Here is a 15,224-nt window from a genome sequence, read left to right as displayed (position 1 = left end):
GCAAAAAGGGCGCCTATCGTAGCCGTTGCCGCCATGCCGCAACACGGGCCTGCAGGTCGTCGGCGTCCAGCCGCTGCGCCGGGCCGCTGCCCCAGACCGGCCCGGGCCAGGCCGCATCGCCTTCGTGACGCCCGACCAGATGCACGTGCAGCTGGCGCACGATGTTGCCCAGCGCGCCGAGGTTGAGCTTGTGCACCCCCGGCTCGGCGCGCAGCAACTGCGAGAGCTGGTTGATCTCGGCCAGCAGCAGGCGCTGTTGGGCGCCGTCCAGGTCGATCCATTCGCTGGCGTCGGCCACGCGCGGTACCAGCAGCAGCCAGGGGAAGCGCGCGTCGTCCATCAGTCGCACCTGCGACAGCGGGCCGTCGGCGACGAACGCGCTGTCGGCCTGCAGCCGCGGATCGAGGACGAAATCGGGCATCGGCGGCGGCTCAGCGCAGGTGTTCGGCGAGGAAGGCGAGGCTGCGCTGGCGCGCGCTGTTGGCGCTGTCGGCATCGTGGTGGTTGGGATCGACATGGCGGTCGAAGCCGTGGCCGGCCGGGTACACGAAGGTCTGCATCTGCGGCAGCTTCTCGCGGTGCTGCTGGATCGCCTCGGGCGGGATGCTGCTGTCGTTGGCGCCGAAGTGGAACAGCACCGGCGCCTTCGGCGTCTCGTCGAGGAACTGGGTGTTGCGCCCGCCGTAGTAGCTCACCGACGGCAGGCCCAGGCGCAGCGCCGCCAGCAGCGCGACGCTGCCGCCCCAGCAGTAGCCGACGGTGCCGACCTTGCCGGCCGGCGCCAGCGCCTGCGCCGCGGCCTGCACCACGTCCAGCGCCTTGTCGAAGCCGAGCGCGCCGACCAGCTCCAGGCCCTTGCGCACGCCGTCCTGGTCGTATTCGAGCTGGATGTCCTTCTCCACCAGGTCGAACAGGCCCGGAGCGAGCACTTCGTAGCCCTGCGCCGCGTAGCGCTCGGCGACCTCGCGGACGTAGGCGTTGACGCCGAAGATCTCCTGGATGATCACCAGGCCGCCGCGCGGGGCGCCTTGCGGCAGGACATGCCAGGCGGAGACCTGGCCGTGCGCGGTATCGAGGGTAGTCCAGTGGCCCATGGTCGGTTCCTGCAGCGGAAAGAGAGGCGCCGATTATCCACGCTGGCCGCGAAGGCCGGTTAACACGATCCGGACCGGTCGCGCCGAGCGCGGGGACGGCCCGCTCGCCCGGCGCATCGCGGCGCGGCTGGCTATAATCCGCGCGGTTTTTCTCCCAGGCCCCTTGGACCCAGGCCCCATGTCCCTCGCGAACCCCAAAGTCGGCTTCGTCAGCCTCGGCTGCCCCAAGGCGCTGGTCGACTCCGAACGCATCCTCACCCAGTTGCGCGTGGAGGGCTATGCGATCGTGCCCAGCTACGATGCGGCCGACGTGGTGGTGGTCAATACCTGCGGCTTCATCGACTCGGCGGTGGCCGAATCGATGGAGGCGATCGGCGAGGCCATGGCCGAGAACGGCAAGGTCATCGTCACCGGCTGCCTGGGCAAGCGCTCCGAGCAGATCCGCGCGGCCTACCCGGACGTGCTGGCGGTGTCCGGGCCGCAGGACTACCAGAGCGTGATGGAGGCGGTGCATGCGGCGCTGCCGCCGCGCCACGACCCGTTCGTGGACCTGCTGCCGCGCGGGCGCCACGGCGTGCGCGACGAGGACGGCATCGGGGTCAAGCTGACCCCGCGCCACTACGCGTATCTGAAGATCTCCGAAGGATGCAACCACCGCTGCAGCTTCTGCATCATTCCCTCGATGCGCGGCGACCTGGATTCGCGCCCGGTCGACGAGGTGCTGCGCGAGGCCGAGCGCCTGGTCGCCGGCGGCGTGCGCGAGCTGCTGGTGGTGTCGCAGGACACCTCGGCCTACGGCGTGGATATCAAGTACGCCGAGCGGCAATGGCGCGGCCGCGGCTACCAGACGCGGATGAAGGCGCTGTGCGAGGGTTTGTCGGAGCTGGGTGTGTGGACGCGGCTGCACTACGTGTATCCGTATCCGCACGTGGACGAGGTGATCCCGCTGATGGCCGAAGGCAAGCTGCTGCCGTACCTGGACATCCCGTTCCAGCACGCCAGCCCGCGCATCCTGCGGCTGATGAAGCGCCCGGGCGCGGTGGAGCGGACCCTGGAGCGGGTGCAGCGCTGGCGCGCGCTGTGCCCGGACATCACCCTGCGCTCGACCTTCATCGTCGGCTTCCCCGGCGAGACCGAGGCCGAGTTCGAACAGCTGCTGGAATTCCTCGACGCCGCCCAGCTCGACCGCGTCGGCGCGTTCGCCTACTCGCCGGTGGAGGGCGCCAGCGCCAACGCGCTGCCCGATCCGGTGCCGGAGGCGGTCAAGCAGGAACGGTTGGCGCGCTTCATGGCCAGGCAGGCCGACATCTCCGCCGCGCGCCTGGAAGCCAGGATCGGCAGCGTGCAGCAATGCCTGGTCGACCTGCTCGAGGACGGCATCGCGGTGGCGCGCTCGAAGGCCGATGCGCCGGAGATCGACGGCCTGGTGCATGTCCAGAACGGCGCCGAACTGGGCCTGCGGCCGGGCGACCTGGTCGACGTGGAGATCACCGACAGCGACGAGCACGACCTGTTCGGCGAGGCCCTGCCGGCAGGTGCGGCGTCGCAGCCACGCGCGTTGGACCTGCGGGTACTGTGAGCGAAGCCGCCGGCCGCGCCGGCGCGCCTTCATGCGGGTGCGAGGCGCTCAGCGCGCCGCGTAGTCCACCGACACCACGACGAAGCTGTGGCGGCCGCCGGGCAGCTGCGCCTCGACCTCGTCGTCGATGCGCTTCTTCAGCAGCGCCCGCGCCAGCGGCGAGTCGATGCTGATCCAGCCGCGGCCGGCGTCGGTCTCGTCCGGGCCGACGATGCGGTAGCGCAGCAGTTCGCCGCTGTCGGCATCCTCCAGTTCGACCACGGCGCCGAAGAACACCGCCTGCGGATCGGACGGCGCGGTGTCGACCACGCGCAGCGCCTCCAGGCGCTTGCTCAGGTAGCGCACGCGGCGGTCGATCTCGCCCAGCTGCTTCTTGCGGTAGGTGTACTCGGCGTTCTCCGAACGGTCGCCCTCGGCCGCGGCGGCGGCCAGCGCCTTGACCACCTCCGGGCGGCGCACGCGCCACAGCTCGTCCAGCTCGGCCTTGAGCCGGGCGTGGCCTTCGGCGGTGATCAGGGCGGTGCTCTTCTCGGCAGGGGGGCGCCAGCGGCTCATCGGGTTCGGTACTGCGGTGGAGCGGGGTGGCGATGCTAGCGCGTGCGCCCGGCTTGCGCACTGGCGGGCGATGGCCGAAGCTGGCGCGGCCATCCACAGGGACGTTGTTCGATGCTGATCCTGCCGTTGCACAAGCCGCTGTCGCGGGAGAATTTTCCGCTGGTCACGCTGCTGCTGGTGCTGCTCAACGCGGCGGTCTATTTCGGCTGGCAGCGCCAGGACGCGGTGCCGCTGCAACAGGCGCAACGCTACTACCTCGATTCCGGGCTCGGCGCCCACGAAGCGCCGGCGTATGCGCACTACCTGCAGCGCAGCGGGCGCACGGACGCGCTGGCCCAGCTCGAGCGCGTGCCGACGGCGCAACAGGCGGCGTTCGTCGGCCAGGCCAGCGTCAACGACGTGCGCTTCGTGCGGGCGCTGCGCAGCGGCGAGGCGTTCGAGGACCCTGCCGCGCGGCAGGCCTGGGCGCCGCTGCGCGCCCGCTACGATGCGCTGCTGGATCGCGTGTTCACCCTGCGCCATCTGCAGCGCAGCTCCGAATGGTCGCCGGCGCGGATGCTGTCGGCGACGTTCCTGCACGGCGATGCGCTGCACCTGTTCGGCAACATGCTGTTCCTGGTCGTGCTCGGCACCTTGCTGGAAGGGGCGATCGGCCGCTGGCGGTTCCTGCTGGTCTACCTGCTCGGCGGGTTTGGCGCGAGCGCGGTCAGCCTGTGGTGGCGCTGGGGCGAGGCGGGTGGCGGGCTGGGCGCGTCCGGCGCCATCGCCGCGCTGATGGGGGCGTTCTGCGTGGTCTGGGGGCGGCGGCCGGTGCGCTTCTTCTACTGGATCGCGGTGGTGTTCGACTACGTGCGCGGCCCGGCGATCGCCTTGTTGCCGGTGTGGCTGGGCTGGGAGCTGTACAACCTGCTGGCCAACGGCGATGCCGGGATCGGCTTCGATGCGCATGCCGGCGGCCTGGTGGTCGGCGCGCTGCTCGGCGCGGTGCTGGTGGCGACCCGGCAGACCCGCGAAGACTTCATGCGCGACGAAACGGCGCTCGCCGCCGACGACCGCTGGGAACGGGCGCAACGGCATCTGGGGCGGCTGGAGAACCGCGAGGCCGCGTTGCTGCTCGACGAACTCGCCGCCGAGCAGCCGCGCCGCTTCGACGTGGCGCAGGCGCGCTACCGGGTGGCGCGCAATGCCGGCGACGCGCGCGCCGCGCAGGCCCGCGCGATCGAACTGCTGCGCCTGCCGGCGGCCACGGCGCAGGAAGCGCAGGCGCAGGTGGCGCTGCTGGGCGACTGCGCGGCCGGCGCCATCACCGTGGACGCGGCGACGCGCACGCTGTTGTTCGATCGCTGGCTGACGCTGGGCCGCTTGCACGATGCCGAAGCGCTGCTGGCGCAGGAGGCCGCGACGGTGCCGCGCGCCGAGCAGGCGCAGCACTGGTTCCGGCTCGCGCTGGGCCATGGCGAGCGGCAGGCCGCTTCCGAATGGCAGCGCCTGCTGCTCGCGGTGATCGAGCGCTACCCGGATCTTCCGCAGGCGGACAAGGCGCGGTTCCTGCTCGCCAATGCGTGAGCGGCAGGCACGGCGCCATGGCCGGCCCGCCCGTGCCGCCAGCGTCTAGACCGGCGCGATGGCCAGCGGCTTCAGCGCCGCTTCCAGCTTGACGCGCTGCGTTTCGTCCTCGCAACGCGCGAGCGCGTCCTGCAGCAGCACGCGCGCCTGCGCGTCCTCGCCGAAGCGCTCGGCGAGCAGCAGCGCCGCGCTCAGCGACCAGTTGCCGAACTCGGCCGCCTTCGGCCAGGCGCGCAGCGCCGCGAGCAGGCCGTCGAGCGACAGCTTGAACTGCCCGGCCAGTTGCGCGCGTTCGGCCAGCAAGCTGGCCTGCTCCGGCAGCAGCGGGACGAAGCCGGGATCGGCGTCCAGCGCCTCGCGCAGCAGCGCCAGCGCGCGCCGCTCCTGCTTTTCCTGCAGCAGGCGGCCGATGTACTGGCGGGTGTGGTCGCGCAGGTCGTCGGCGCGCCCGCCGTTGCGCAGCAGGCGCTGGTACAGCTCGTGCACGGCCAGGCTGACCGCACGCGAGCGCACTTCGCCGCGCAGCAGCTGCAGCGCCTCGGCCGCATGGCCGTCGCGCACGAACTGCTCGGCTTCGTCGAGCACGCGCTGGTCCGGGTCGTGGCGGCGATACGCCGCGTCGTTGCCGGCGGCCGGTTCGTAGCCCAGCACCTCGTGGTACTGGTAGACCAGGTAGCCCATCAGGTGGAAGGCGGCGAACAGGCCCCAGATCGTGACCACGGTGACCGCCAGATCGCTGGCCAGCGGCGGCAGGTAGCGCTGCAGCCAGCCGGCGGCGGTCAGCGCACTGGCCTGGATCACGAACAGCAGGCCGAACGCGGCCAGGTACGGCCAGCCGATGCGCAGCGCCAGGCCGACCGACACCGCCGGGTTCAGCGCGCGGCGCAGGCTGCCATCCATCGCCAGCGAGATCAGGAAGCCGGGCTGCAGCAGCACCACCGCCAGCAGCACCAGCAGGGCGGCGACCGGGCCGGCCAGCAGCAAGGCCGCGATCACCGCCGCGCCGAGCACGATCATCAGCGCCAGCAGCCGCAGCACCACCCCGTCGCCGATGTCGAAGCCGCGCTCGGGCGCGTCCATGTACCCATCGGCGGTGTGCCGCAGGATCTCGAAGGCGTACTTGTAGGTCGCCAGCGTGGCGACGAGGCCGAGGATCCAGCCGATGCCCGGCAGCATGCCCAGCAGGCTGCACAGGGTCAGCGCGATCAGCGCGAACAAGGCACTGCCGCGCAGCGGATACAGCGCGATGGCGCGGGTGCGCGCCCAGAAAGGGACGGGTGTGGTGCGGTGCGCGCGGCTTGCGCCGGCACGACGACGGTCTTCCATGACGCCCCCTGCGTTCGATGTGCGCCGATTGTGCGGCGGGCCGGGCGCGCGCGCAATCGGCAGCGCAGGGGCTGGCGAGCGGGGGGCGGGTCCCGCATGCCGGCCTGCGCGTTCGCCACTGCTGGCGCCGTTGCCCGCGGCGCTCGCGCCGGCGCGAATGCGTGCGTCAGCGAACGCGCCGCAGCCGCTTGTCGCGTTGCTCCGGCGGGCTGCCGCTATGGCAGTTGTGCCCATCCTGGACCAGCACTTGGCCGGCGGCGCGGGGACGGCTGCCGGACGGTGGATCCTGTTCGATGCGGAATCCGTAGAGACTGGGGCCGATCTGCGGGTCGCCGGGATCTTCGAAGCTGAGCGTCAGGCAGCTGTCGCCCACCCGGTCCATCCACCAGGATCCGCTGATTGTCCTGGGCGGAGCGTGCTGCGCGGCGCCCGCGATGCAGGTCGTCTTCAGCGTGTAGCGGCGGCTTTTTTCGCGCTGCGGCTGCATCTGCAACCACAGCTCGGCGCGAACGGTCTGGCAATTGCGCATGTAGGACTGCAGTTTGCCGGCATAGTGACCGGCGAGCAGGTGCTGCCGCTGCAGCGGCCACCCGTCGGCCGGGTCGGCCTGCCGGGCGTTGGCCGTCGCTGTGCTTGCGGCCAGGCATAGCAGCATGATGCGTATCGTGTCCTTGCTCATCCATGTGCCCTTTGGTGGGGGGCTCAGCGCTTGCCGCCGAAGATGCTGCCGAAGATGCCGCGCACGATCTGCTGGCCGATGCGGTTGCCGACGGTGCGCGAGGTCTGCTTGGCCATCGTCTCCAGCATGCCCTGGCGGCGCTTGGTGCCGAACACCGCGTCCTTGACCGCCTGGCCGAAGCCGCTGTCCTGCGCGTCGTCCTGCTCGCGGGTGCGCGCCGCCGGCGCGGCGGTCTTCTCCGCGACCTGCTCGACCCGGCGCGCCAGCAGCTCCGCCGCCGATTCGCGGTTGACCGCGGTGTCGTAGCGGTTGCCGACCACGCTGGCGGCGCGCACCTGCGCGCGCTCGGCATCGGAGATCGCGCCCATCCGGCAGCGCGGCGGCGCGATCAGGGTCTGCTGCACCGGCGACGGCACGCCCTTGTCCTGCAGCGTGGAGACCAGGGCCTCGCCGGTGCCGAGCTGGGAAATGGCCTTGGCCACGTCCAGCTTGGGATTGGCGACGAAGGTCTCGGCGGCGGTGCGCACCGCCTTCTGGTCGCGCGGGGTGTAGGCGCGCAGTGCGTGCTGCACGCGGTTGCCGAGCTGGCCGAGGATGTTGTCGGGCACGTCGTCGGGGAACTGCGAGCAGAAGTACACGCCCACGCCCTTGGAGCGGATCAGCCGCACCACCTGTTCGATGCGCTGCACCAGCGCCGGCGGCGCATCGTCGAACAGCAGGTGCGCCTCGTCGAACACGAACACCAGCTTGGGCTTGTCCAGGTCGCCCACTTCCGGCAGCCGCTCGAACAGCTCCGACAGCAGCCACAGCAGGAAGGTCGAGTACAGGCGCGGCTTGAGCACCAGCTGCGCGGCGGCGAGGATGCCGATCACGCCGCGGCCGTCGCTGCCGACCCGCATCAGCTCGGCCAGGTCCAGCGCCGGTTCGCCGAAGAAGCCTTCGCCGCCGTCCTGCGCCAGGCGCAGCAGCGCGCGCTGGATCGCCGCCACCGAGGGCGCGCTGACCAGGCCGTATTCGGTGGAGATGTCCTTGCGCTGCTCCACCACCAGCGCCAGCAGCGCGCGCAGGTCGTCCAGGTCGAGCAGCAGCAGGCCGCGGTCATCGGCCAGCTTGAACACGATGTCGAGCACCCCGGCCTGGGTGTCGTTGAGTTCCAGGATCCGCGCCAGCAGGGTCGGCCCCATCTCGCTGACGGTGGTGCGCACCGGGTGCCCGAGCTGGCCGTACAGGTCCCAGAACACCACCGGGTTGGCGGCCGGGGCATAGTCGGCCACGCCGATGTCCTTGGCGCGCTGCAGCACTTTCTCGCTGCCGTCGCCGGCCACCGCCAGCCCGGCCACGTCGCCCTTCACGTCGGCCATGAACACCGGCACGCCGATCCGCGAGTAGCCTTCGGCCAGGGTCATCAGGGTCACGGTCTTGCCGGTGCCGGTGGCGCCGGCGACCAGCCCGTGGCGATTGCCCAGGCGCGGCTGCAGCAGCACCGCGATGTCGTCGGTCACGCCTTTGCCCAGCAGGATCGGGTCCATGAACAGCTCCGCGGTGAGGTGGGCGGATTCTAGGCGTTCGCGCCGGCGCCCGCTCGCCGGGCGGATGGCCGCGGGCCGGGATTCGCCCGGCCGCAGCGATGAACGCAGGCCGTGCCGGCACGGGGCCGGCGATGGCCCGACCTTGCCGCGATGTGACAGCGGCGGCTACCCTGCGGCCTTTCCGTCGTCGCGTCCGATCATGCCCCTTTCGTTCCGTATCCCCCATGGATGGCCCGCCGTGGCTGCCCTGGCGCTGGCCTGCGCCGCTCCCGCCGCCCACGCCGAACGCGTCTCCACCCGCGACAAGGCCGCCATCGCCGTGCTCGACCAGCGCCTGGCCGCGGCCGAGAAGCGCTACAACGACGCGATGGTGCTGGTCGGCAACAGCGACCCCAAGGGCACCCAGGAAAGCGACGCGGCGCTGGAGGACATCGAGGACGTGGTCGACGCCTGCATCAAGCAGCGCGGCTGCCAGGTCGGCACCTACCTGAGCGCCTACAAGCGCCTGCTCAAGGCGAAGGCCGACGCGCAGGGCGAGGCCACCGACGCCGATGCGGTCGACGACGGCGCCGCGCCGCTGCAGGCCGACCCGGACCACATCAGCCCGCTGGCCGCCGACGTGCCGGAGGCCGCGCGCGCGGCCAGCCTGCTCAACGACCAGCGCCATGCCTTCGACGCGATGGTCGAATACAACCCGGCGGTGCAGGCCGGCATCCGCCGCTGGCTCACCGACATGCGCCCGTCGCTGATGAACAGCTACGAGAACTACCAGAACCTGCGCGCGGTCATGTGGCCGGAGTGGGAGAAGCGCGGGCTGCCGGAGGCGCTGCTGTTCGGCATCATGGCCAAGGAATCCAACGGCCGCGTGCACGCCAATTCGCGGGTCGGCGCCGCCGGGCTGATGCAGTTCATGCCGGCCACCGGGCGCCGCTTCGGGCTGGGCCCGGACGGCACCGGCTTCGATACCCGCTACGACGCGCGCAGCGCCGCCGAGGCCAGCGCGGTGTACATCAACGAGCGCATGGCCGAGCTCAACCGCAGCATCGAGCTGTCGCTGGCCGGCTACAACGGCGGCGAGGGCCGCGCCGCGCGCGTGTTCAACCAGATGCAGGGGCGCAGCTTCTGGGACGCCTCGGTGTACAACCAGTTCCCGGCCGAGACCAAGGACTACGTGCCGATGGTGATCGCCGCGGCGTGGATCTTCCTGCACCCGCAGCAGTACGGCGTGGCGTTCCCGAAGATCACCGCGCAGCCGGCGACGCTGCGCCTGGCCAAGTCGACCACGATCTACGAACTGACCATCTGCCTGGGCAGCGACGGCACCCGCGACGGCTACATGCGCGCGCTGCGCAACCTCAACCCGCGCTACGAGCCGGACGGCTGGATCCCGGCCGGGGTCACCCTCAACGCCACCACCAAGATCGTCGGCCTGTACAACCGCAACTGCGTCAGCGGCCCGCGCGCCGACCTGGCGCGCGCGCTGATCACCGCCGACGTCAACGCCGCGATCCGCAGCAACGGCCCGGCGGTGGCCGACCCCACCGGCAACGTGGCGGTGGGCGACGTGACCCCGGTGGCCGGCGTGCCGACCACGGTCGCCACCGGGCGCCCGGCGCCGGTCAAGCCCAAGCCCAGGCAGGTGCGCAGCTACCGTGTGGCCAAGGGCGACACGTTGGGCCGGATCGCCGACCGCTACAGCTGCGACATCAAGCAGCTGGCCAAGGCCAATGGCCTGCGTGCGCCGGGGTATGCACTGAAGCCGGGGCAGTCGCTGAAGATGACGGGCTGCGACAAGTGACGGCTTGCGGGGCGCTGGAACGCGGCGGCGACGCGCGTTTTGCCTGTGGCGCACCGGGGCCTGGTTCCGGTGCGGGACCGGCGGCACTGCGTCGGGACTGAAGTCCCTCCCGCAAAGCGCAGCGCTTCAGTCCGGCCGGCATTGCCGGTAACGCCTGGTCGGGCTGAAGCCCCTGCTGCAGAAAGCGCCGCGCCGTCCGAAATGCTTGGCCGATGCCGCCGTGCCTCGGCCTTGCAGCCGCCGCGCCAGGGCCTGGCCGAGCCGCACCTGCGTTTTCGCGGCCAGGCCGGCGTCGAAGGCGGCCACGCCCGGCGGCAACGGCACGATCACGGTGGAGCCGTAGTCGAAGCGCGCCGCGCCGCAGTGGCCCGAGGGCGCGGCTGGCTTGGCGCGCCGCCGCGCGTCAGTGCAGCAACCGCGCCAGCGCCTGACCCAATCGCACCGGCGATTCTGCGGCCAGCGCCGGATCGAAGGCGGCCACGCCCGGAGGCAGCAGCACGATCACGGTGGAGCCGTAGTTGAAGCGCGCCATCTCCTCGAACCGCTGCAAGGTGATGCCCTTGCCGCGCCAGTCCTTGCGGGTGATGCGGTCGCCATAGCGCGGGATCTCCACGCCGTTCCACACCGTCTCCACGCCGGAGACCAGCAGCGCGCCGACCATCACCGAGGCCATCGGCCCGAAGTCGGTGTCGAAATGGCAGACCAGCCGCTCGTTGCGCGCGAACAGCCGCGGTACCGCGCGCACCGCGTCGGGGCCGACGCTGAACAGGCGGCCCGGCACGTGCACGGTCTCGCGCAGGGTGCCGGTCCAGGGCATGTGCACGCGGTGGTAGTCGCGCGGGGACAGGTACACGGTGGCGTACAGGCCGTTGGCGAACGGCGCGGCGGCCGCCTCGTCGCCGAGCAGCTCGGCGGCGGTGAACGACTGGCCCTTGGCCTGGAAGATGCGCCCGTCCCGGATCGGGCCGAGCTGGCTGATGCGCCCGTCGGCCGGCATCAGCAGCGCCTGCGGGTCGGCGTCGGCCACGCGCGCGCCGGGCTTCAGCGCACGGGTGAAGAACGCATTGAAGGTCGGGTAGGCGCGCGGGTCGGGTTCGGCGGCCTCGGCCAGGTTCACCCCGAAGCGGCGCACCACGGTGTCGATCAGCCATTGCTTCAGGCCCGGCCGCGACGAATACGCCAGGCGCCGCGCCAGCGAGGACAGCAGCCGGTGCGGCAGCACGTAGGTCAGCGAGGTCACCAGGCTCATGGCGCGGTCGCCTCGGTCAGCGCCTGCAGGTCGGCGGCGATCGCGGCCGGATCGAACGGCGGGCGGATCAGCCCGGTCTGGCGGCCCTGCGGGTCGAGCACGGCGATCGCGGCGGAGTGGTCCATGCTGTAGTCGTTGGGGTTTTCCTGGAAATGCTTGCCGGGCACCTTCTGGAACACGAAGCCCAGCGCGGTGGCGAAGCGCTCCAGCTCCGGCACGTCGGCGGTGGCGGCGATCGTGTCCTTGTGGAAGGCGTGGGCGTAGTCGCCCAGCCGCGACGGGGTGTCGCGCTGCGGATCGACCGACACGAACAGCACCCGCGGGCGCAGCGTCTCCGGGATCGGCTGCCACTGCTTCTGCGCCCGGGCCAGGTCGGCCAGGGTGGTCGGGCACACGTCCGGGCAGGCGGTGAAGCCCAGGAACACCAGCGTCCAGTGGCCTTTCAGCTCGCCCGGGACCAGCGGCGTGCCGTCGGACTGGCGCAGGTGGAAGTCGGGCAGGGTGCGCGGCTGCGGGTACAGGCGCACCGCGCGCGTCTCCGGCCAGGCCGGGGCGGCGCTGCCGCCGAAATACTTCTGGGCCAGCAGCAAGCCCAGGCCGGCGGCCAGCGCGACCACCAGAACGATGCCGAAGTTGCGGTTGAACATACTGATTTCCCGTGCAACGAACGCTCATGATAGCGGTCGGGCCTCTATAATCGGGGGCCGAATTGCCTTGCCTGTTGCCATGACTGCCGACGCGGCCGCCGAACTCCACACGATCATCGACCTGATCCGCTACGGCACCAGCCGTTTCAACGCCGCCGGGCTGAGCTTCGGCCACAGCTACGACAACGCCCTGGACGAAGCCACCCAGCTGGTGCTGCACGCGCTGCACCTGCCGCACGACCTGGGCCCGGCCTACGGCAGCGCCCGCGTCACCACGCCGGAAAAGGCGCAGGTGCTGGCGCTGTTCGAGCGCCGCATCGCCGAGCGCATCCCCGCCGCCTACCTGACCGGCGAGGCCTGGTTCGCCGGGCTCAGCTTCAAGAGCGACGCGCGCGCGCTGGTGCCGCGCTCGCCGATCGCCGAGCTGATCGAAGCCGGGTTCGAGCCGTGGCTGGCCGGGCGCGAGGTCAGCCGCGCGCTGGACCTGTGCACCGGCTCGGGCTGCATCGCCATCGCGATGGGGCACTACAACCCGAACTGGCAGGTGGACGCGGTCGACATCAGCGACGATGCGCTGGCGCTGGCCGCCGAGAACAAGGCGCGGCTGCTGGCCGACAACGTCGAACTGGTCAAGTCCGACCTGTTCGCCGGGCTGGGCGGGCGCCGCTACGAACTGATCGTCACCAATCCGCCCTACGTCACCCACGCCGAGACCGACGCGCTGCCGCCCGAGTACGCGCACGAGCCGGAACTGGGCCTGCGCGCCGGCGACGACGGCCTGGACCTGGCGCTGAAGATCCTGCGCGACGCGCCGGACCACCTCAGCGAGGACGGCCTGCTGATCTGCGAAGTCGGCGAATCCGAGCGCGCGCTGGTGCAACTGCTGCCGGAAGTGGATTTCGCCTGGGTCGAGTTCAAGGTCGGGCAGATGGGCATCTTCGCGGTGGAAGCCAGCGAACTGGTCGCGCACCACGCGCGCATCGCCGACCTGGCCGCGGGCCGGTGAGCCGGCGGCCATGAGCGCGAACAGCTTCGGCACCCTGCTGACCGTCACCACCTTCGGCGAATCGCACGGGCCGGCGATCGGCTGCGTGGTCGACGGCTGCCCGCCGGGGCTGGAACTGGACGCCAGCGAGTTCGCCCACGACCTGCAGCGTCGCGCCACCGGCAAGAGCCGCCACACCTCGGCGCGGCGCGAGGCCGACGCCATCGAGATCCTGTCCGGCGTCTACGAAGGCCGCACCACCGGCACCCCGATCGGCCTGCTGATCCGCAACACCGACCAGCGCAGCAAGGACTACACCGACATCGCCCGCCAGTTCCGCCCGGGCCATGCCGACTACAGCTACTGGCAGAAGTACGGCATCCGCGACCCGCGCGGCGGCGGCCGTTCCTCGGCGCGCGAGACCACCATGCGCGTGGCCGCCGGCGTGATCGCCAAGAAGTGGCTGGCGCAGCGCTACGGCGTGCGCGTGCGCGGCTACCTGTCCCAGCTCGGGCCGCTGCTGCCGCAGGGCTTCGACTGGGACGCGGTGGAGGACAACCCGTTCTTCTGGCCGCACGCGGCGCAGGTGCCGGAACTGGAACGCTACATGGACGCGCTGCGCAAGTCCGGCGATTCGATCGGCGCCAAGGTGACCGTGGTCGCCGACGGCGTGCCGCCGGGCTGGGGCGAGCCGATCTACGGCAAGCTCGACGGCGAACTGGCCGCGGCGCTGATGAGCATCAACGCGGTCAAGGGCGTGGAGATCGGCGACGGCTTCGCCGCGGTCGCCCAGAAGGGCACCGAGCACCGCGACCTGATCGCGCCGGACGGCTTCCAGTCCAACCACGCCGGCGGCGTGCTCGGCGGCATCGCCACCGGCCAGCCGGTCGTCGCCTCGCTGGCGTTCAAGCCCACCTCCAGCCTGCGCCTGCCCGGCGCCACTGTGGACGTGGACGGGCAGGCGGTGGACGTGATCACCACCGGCCGCCACGATCCGTGCGTGGGCATCCGCGCCACCCCGATCGCCGAGGCGATGATGGCGCTGGTGCTGATGGACCAGGCGCTGCGCCACCGCGCGCAGTGCGGCGACGTCGGCAGCGTGACCCCGCGCATTCCCGGCGGTGGCGATGGCTGAGTCGCGGCCCCGGGTGTGGGTCAGCCAGCCGCTGTTCGACGATGTCGTCGCACGGCTCGGCGAGCATTGCGCGCTGACCACCACCGCCGACGTGACCAGGTATTCGCCAGCGCAACTGGCCGCCGCGCTGGCGCCGCTGGACGGTGCGCTGGTGACCCTCAACGAGCGCATCGGCGCGGCCGAGATCGCGAGCGCGCCGCGGCTGCGCGCCATCGCCAACGTCGGCGTCGGCTACAACAACCTGGATCTGGACGCGCTCAGCGCGGCCGGCATCGTCGCCAGCAACACCCCCGACGTGCTCACCGAGACCACCGCCGACCTCGGCTTCGCGCTGCTGATGGCCGCCGCGCGGCGCATCACCGAATCCGAGCGCTGGCTGCGCGAGGGGCAATGGCGGCAGTGGTCGTTCCAGACCATGCTCGGTGCCGACGTGCACGGCAGCACCCTGGGCATCCTCGGCATGGGCCGCATCGGCCAGGCCATCGCGCGGCGCGCCGCCGGCTTCTCGATGCGCGTGCTGTACCACAACCGCAGCCGCCTGCCGGCCGAGGTGGAGCGCGCGCACGCCGCCGGGTACGTCGGCTTCGACGAACTGCTGGCGCGCGCCGATCACCTGCTGCTGGTGCTGCCGTATTCGGCGCAGTCGCACCACATCCTGGATGCCGCCGCGCTGGCGCAGATGAAGCCGAGCGCCACGGTGGTGAACATCGCCCGCGGCGGCCTGATCGACGAACTGGCGCTGGCCGACGCGCTCGCGCACGGGCGCCTGGCCGCGGCCGGGCTGGACGTGTACGAAGGCGAGCCGGCGGTGCGCCCGGAACTGCTGGCGCTGCGCAACGTGGTGCTGACCCCGCACATCGGCAGCGCCAGCGCCGCGACCCGGCGCGCGATGGTGGCGCTGGCGGTGGACAACCTGCTCGCCGCGCTGGGCATCGGCGCAGACGCCGGGCGTCCGCCGAACGCATTGAACCTGGACGCGATCGCGGCCGGCAACGGCGGCGGCATCATCGCCGGCAAAAAACGATAGGGAACCTCCGGCGACCTGAGCGGCGCGCTCGGGAGGTTCCCCGAATCCAGCTGGC

Annotated in this window: 14 protein-coding genes and 1 pseudogene; 6 read left to right on the top strand and 9 right to left on the bottom strand. The window is 71.7% G+C overall.

What is annotated here, in order from left to right:
* Nucleotides 1–13: 13 nt before the first annotated feature.
* Nucleotides 14–421 (bottom strand): HIT domain-containing protein, encoded by a 408-nt coding sequence (locus tag OCJ37_RS13135; protein ID WP_263109952.1) that lies wholly within the window; start codon nt 419–421, stop codon nt 14–16.
* 10 nt (nt 422–431) lie between these two features.
* A complete protein-coding gene (locus OCJ37_RS13130) occupies nt 432–1,094 on the bottom strand; it encodes a dienelactone hydrolase family protein (protein ID WP_263109951.1) in 663 nt (220 codons plus the stop codon).
* Between the two features lie 178 nt (nt 1,095–1,272).
* Here OCJ37_RS13130 and rimO point away from each other — a divergent pair, with 178 nt between their 5' ends.
* Nucleotides 1,273–2,673, top strand: a complete 1,401-nt coding sequence (gene rimO / locus OCJ37_RS13125) for a 30S ribosomal protein S12 methylthiotransferase RimO (RefSeq protein ID WP_263109950.1) — start codon at nt 1,273–1,275, stop codon at nt 2,671–2,673.
* Nucleotides 2,674–2,721: 48 nt separating this feature from the next.
* Here the strand turns inward: rimO and greB are convergent, their stop codons facing one another.
* Nucleotides 2,722–3,228 carry a transcription elongation factor GreB gene (gene greB, locus OCJ37_RS13120; RefSeq protein WP_263109949.1) on the bottom strand — a complete coding sequence of 169 codons (507 nt, stop codon included), beginning with the start codon at nt 3,226–3,228 and terminating at the stop codon, nt 2,722–2,724.
* Nucleotides 3,229–3,339: 111 nt separating this feature from the next.
* Here greB and OCJ37_RS13115 point away from each other — a divergent pair, with 111 nt between their 5' ends.
* Nucleotides 3,340–4,794 (top strand): rhomboid family intramembrane serine protease, encoded by a 1,455-nt coding sequence (locus OCJ37_RS13115; RefSeq protein WP_263109948.1) that lies wholly within the window; start codon nt 3,340–3,342, stop codon nt 4,792–4,794.
* Nucleotides 4,795–4,839: 45 nt separating this feature from the next.
* Here the strand turns inward: OCJ37_RS13115 and OCJ37_RS13110 are convergent, their stop codons facing one another.
* From OCJ37_RS13110 to OCJ37_RS13100, 3 genes are all read right to left on the bottom strand, one after another.
* Nucleotides 4,840–6,120: a hypothetical protein gene (locus OCJ37_RS13110; RefSeq protein ID WP_263109946.1), complete on the bottom strand. Its 1,281-nt coding sequence runs from the start codon at nt 6,118–6,120 to the stop codon at nt 4,840–4,842.
* Between the two features lie 166 nt (nt 6,121–6,286).
* Complete coding sequence (locus OCJ37_RS13105; RefSeq protein ID WP_263109944.1) at nt 6,287–6,799, bottom strand: hypothetical protein; 513 nt, start codon at nt 6,797–6,799, stop codon at nt 6,287–6,289.
* A gap of 23 nt (nt 6,800–6,822) precedes the next feature.
* Nucleotides 6,823–8,328 carry a helicase HerA-like domain-containing protein gene (locus OCJ37_RS13100; RefSeq protein ID WP_263109943.1) on the bottom strand — a complete coding sequence of 502 codons (1,506 nt, stop codon included), beginning with the start codon at nt 8,326–8,328 and terminating at the stop codon, nt 6,823–6,825.
* A gap of 199 nt (nt 8,329–8,527) precedes the next feature.
* On the opposite strand from OCJ37_RS13100, the gene OCJ37_RS13095 reads away from it, so the two are divergent.
* The gene (locus OCJ37_RS13095; protein ID WP_263109942.1) at nt 8,528–10,126 is read left to right on the top strand and encodes a transglycosylase SLT domain-containing protein; all 1,599 of its coding nucleotides are present in this window, start codon (nt 8,528–8,530) and stop codon (nt 10,124–10,126) included.
* A 237-nt stretch (nt 10,127–10,363) separates the two neighbouring features.
* Here OCJ37_RS13095 and OCJ37_RS13090 read toward each other — a convergent pair.
* From OCJ37_RS13090 to OCJ37_RS13080, 3 genes and pseudogenes are all read right to left on the bottom strand, one after another.
* A pseudogene (locus OCJ37_RS13090) lies at nt 10,364–10,480 on the bottom strand (phosphatidylserine decarboxylase); the annotation flags it as partial.
* Nucleotides 10,481–10,529: 49 nt separating this feature from the next.
* Nucleotides 10,530–11,375, bottom strand: a complete 846-nt coding sequence (gene asd, locus OCJ37_RS13085) for an archaetidylserine decarboxylase (RefSeq protein ID WP_263109940.1) — start codon at nt 11,373–11,375, stop codon at nt 10,530–10,532.
* Entirely contained in the window at nt 11,372–12,022 is a 651-nt protein-coding gene (locus tag OCJ37_RS13080; RefSeq protein WP_263109939.1) for an SCO family protein, read from the bottom strand. Before OCJ37_RS13080 ends, asd begins: the two co-directional genes overlap by 4 nt.
* A gap of 79 nt (nt 12,023–12,101) precedes the next feature.
* Here OCJ37_RS13080 and prmB point away from each other — a divergent pair, with 79 nt between their 5' ends.
* From prmB to OCJ37_RS13065, 3 genes are read left to right on the top strand one after another with little or no spacing between them, the layout of a single operon-like run.
* Entirely contained in the window at nt 12,102–13,028 is a 927-nt protein-coding gene (gene prmB / locus OCJ37_RS13075) for a 50S ribosomal protein L3 N(5)-glutamine methyltransferase (protein ID WP_263109938.1), read from the top strand.
* 10 nt (nt 13,029–13,038) lie between these two features.
* On the top strand, nt 13,039–14,142 hold the full coding sequence (gene aroC, locus OCJ37_RS13070) for a chorismate synthase (protein ID WP_263109937.1): 1,104 nt from the start codon (nt 13,039–13,041) through the stop codon (nt 14,140–14,142).
* Nucleotides 14,135–15,169 carry a 2-hydroxyacid dehydrogenase gene (locus tag OCJ37_RS13065; protein WP_263109936.1) on the top strand — a complete coding sequence of 345 codons (1,035 nt, stop codon included), beginning with the start codon at nt 14,135–14,137 and terminating at the stop codon, nt 15,167–15,169. The genes aroC and OCJ37_RS13065 overlap by 8 nt, the downstream gene beginning before the upstream one ends.
* The last annotated feature ends 55 nt before the right edge of the window (nt 15,170–15,224 follow it).

This window comes from Xanthomonas sp. AM6, assembly GCF_025665335.1.
Classification (GTDB): domain Bacteria; phylum Pseudomonadota; class Gammaproteobacteria; order Xanthomonadales; family Xanthomonadaceae; genus Xanthomonas_A.
The sequence above is the reverse complement of the archived record's forward strand: the minus strand, read 5'-3'. Positions and strand labels throughout refer to the sequence as shown.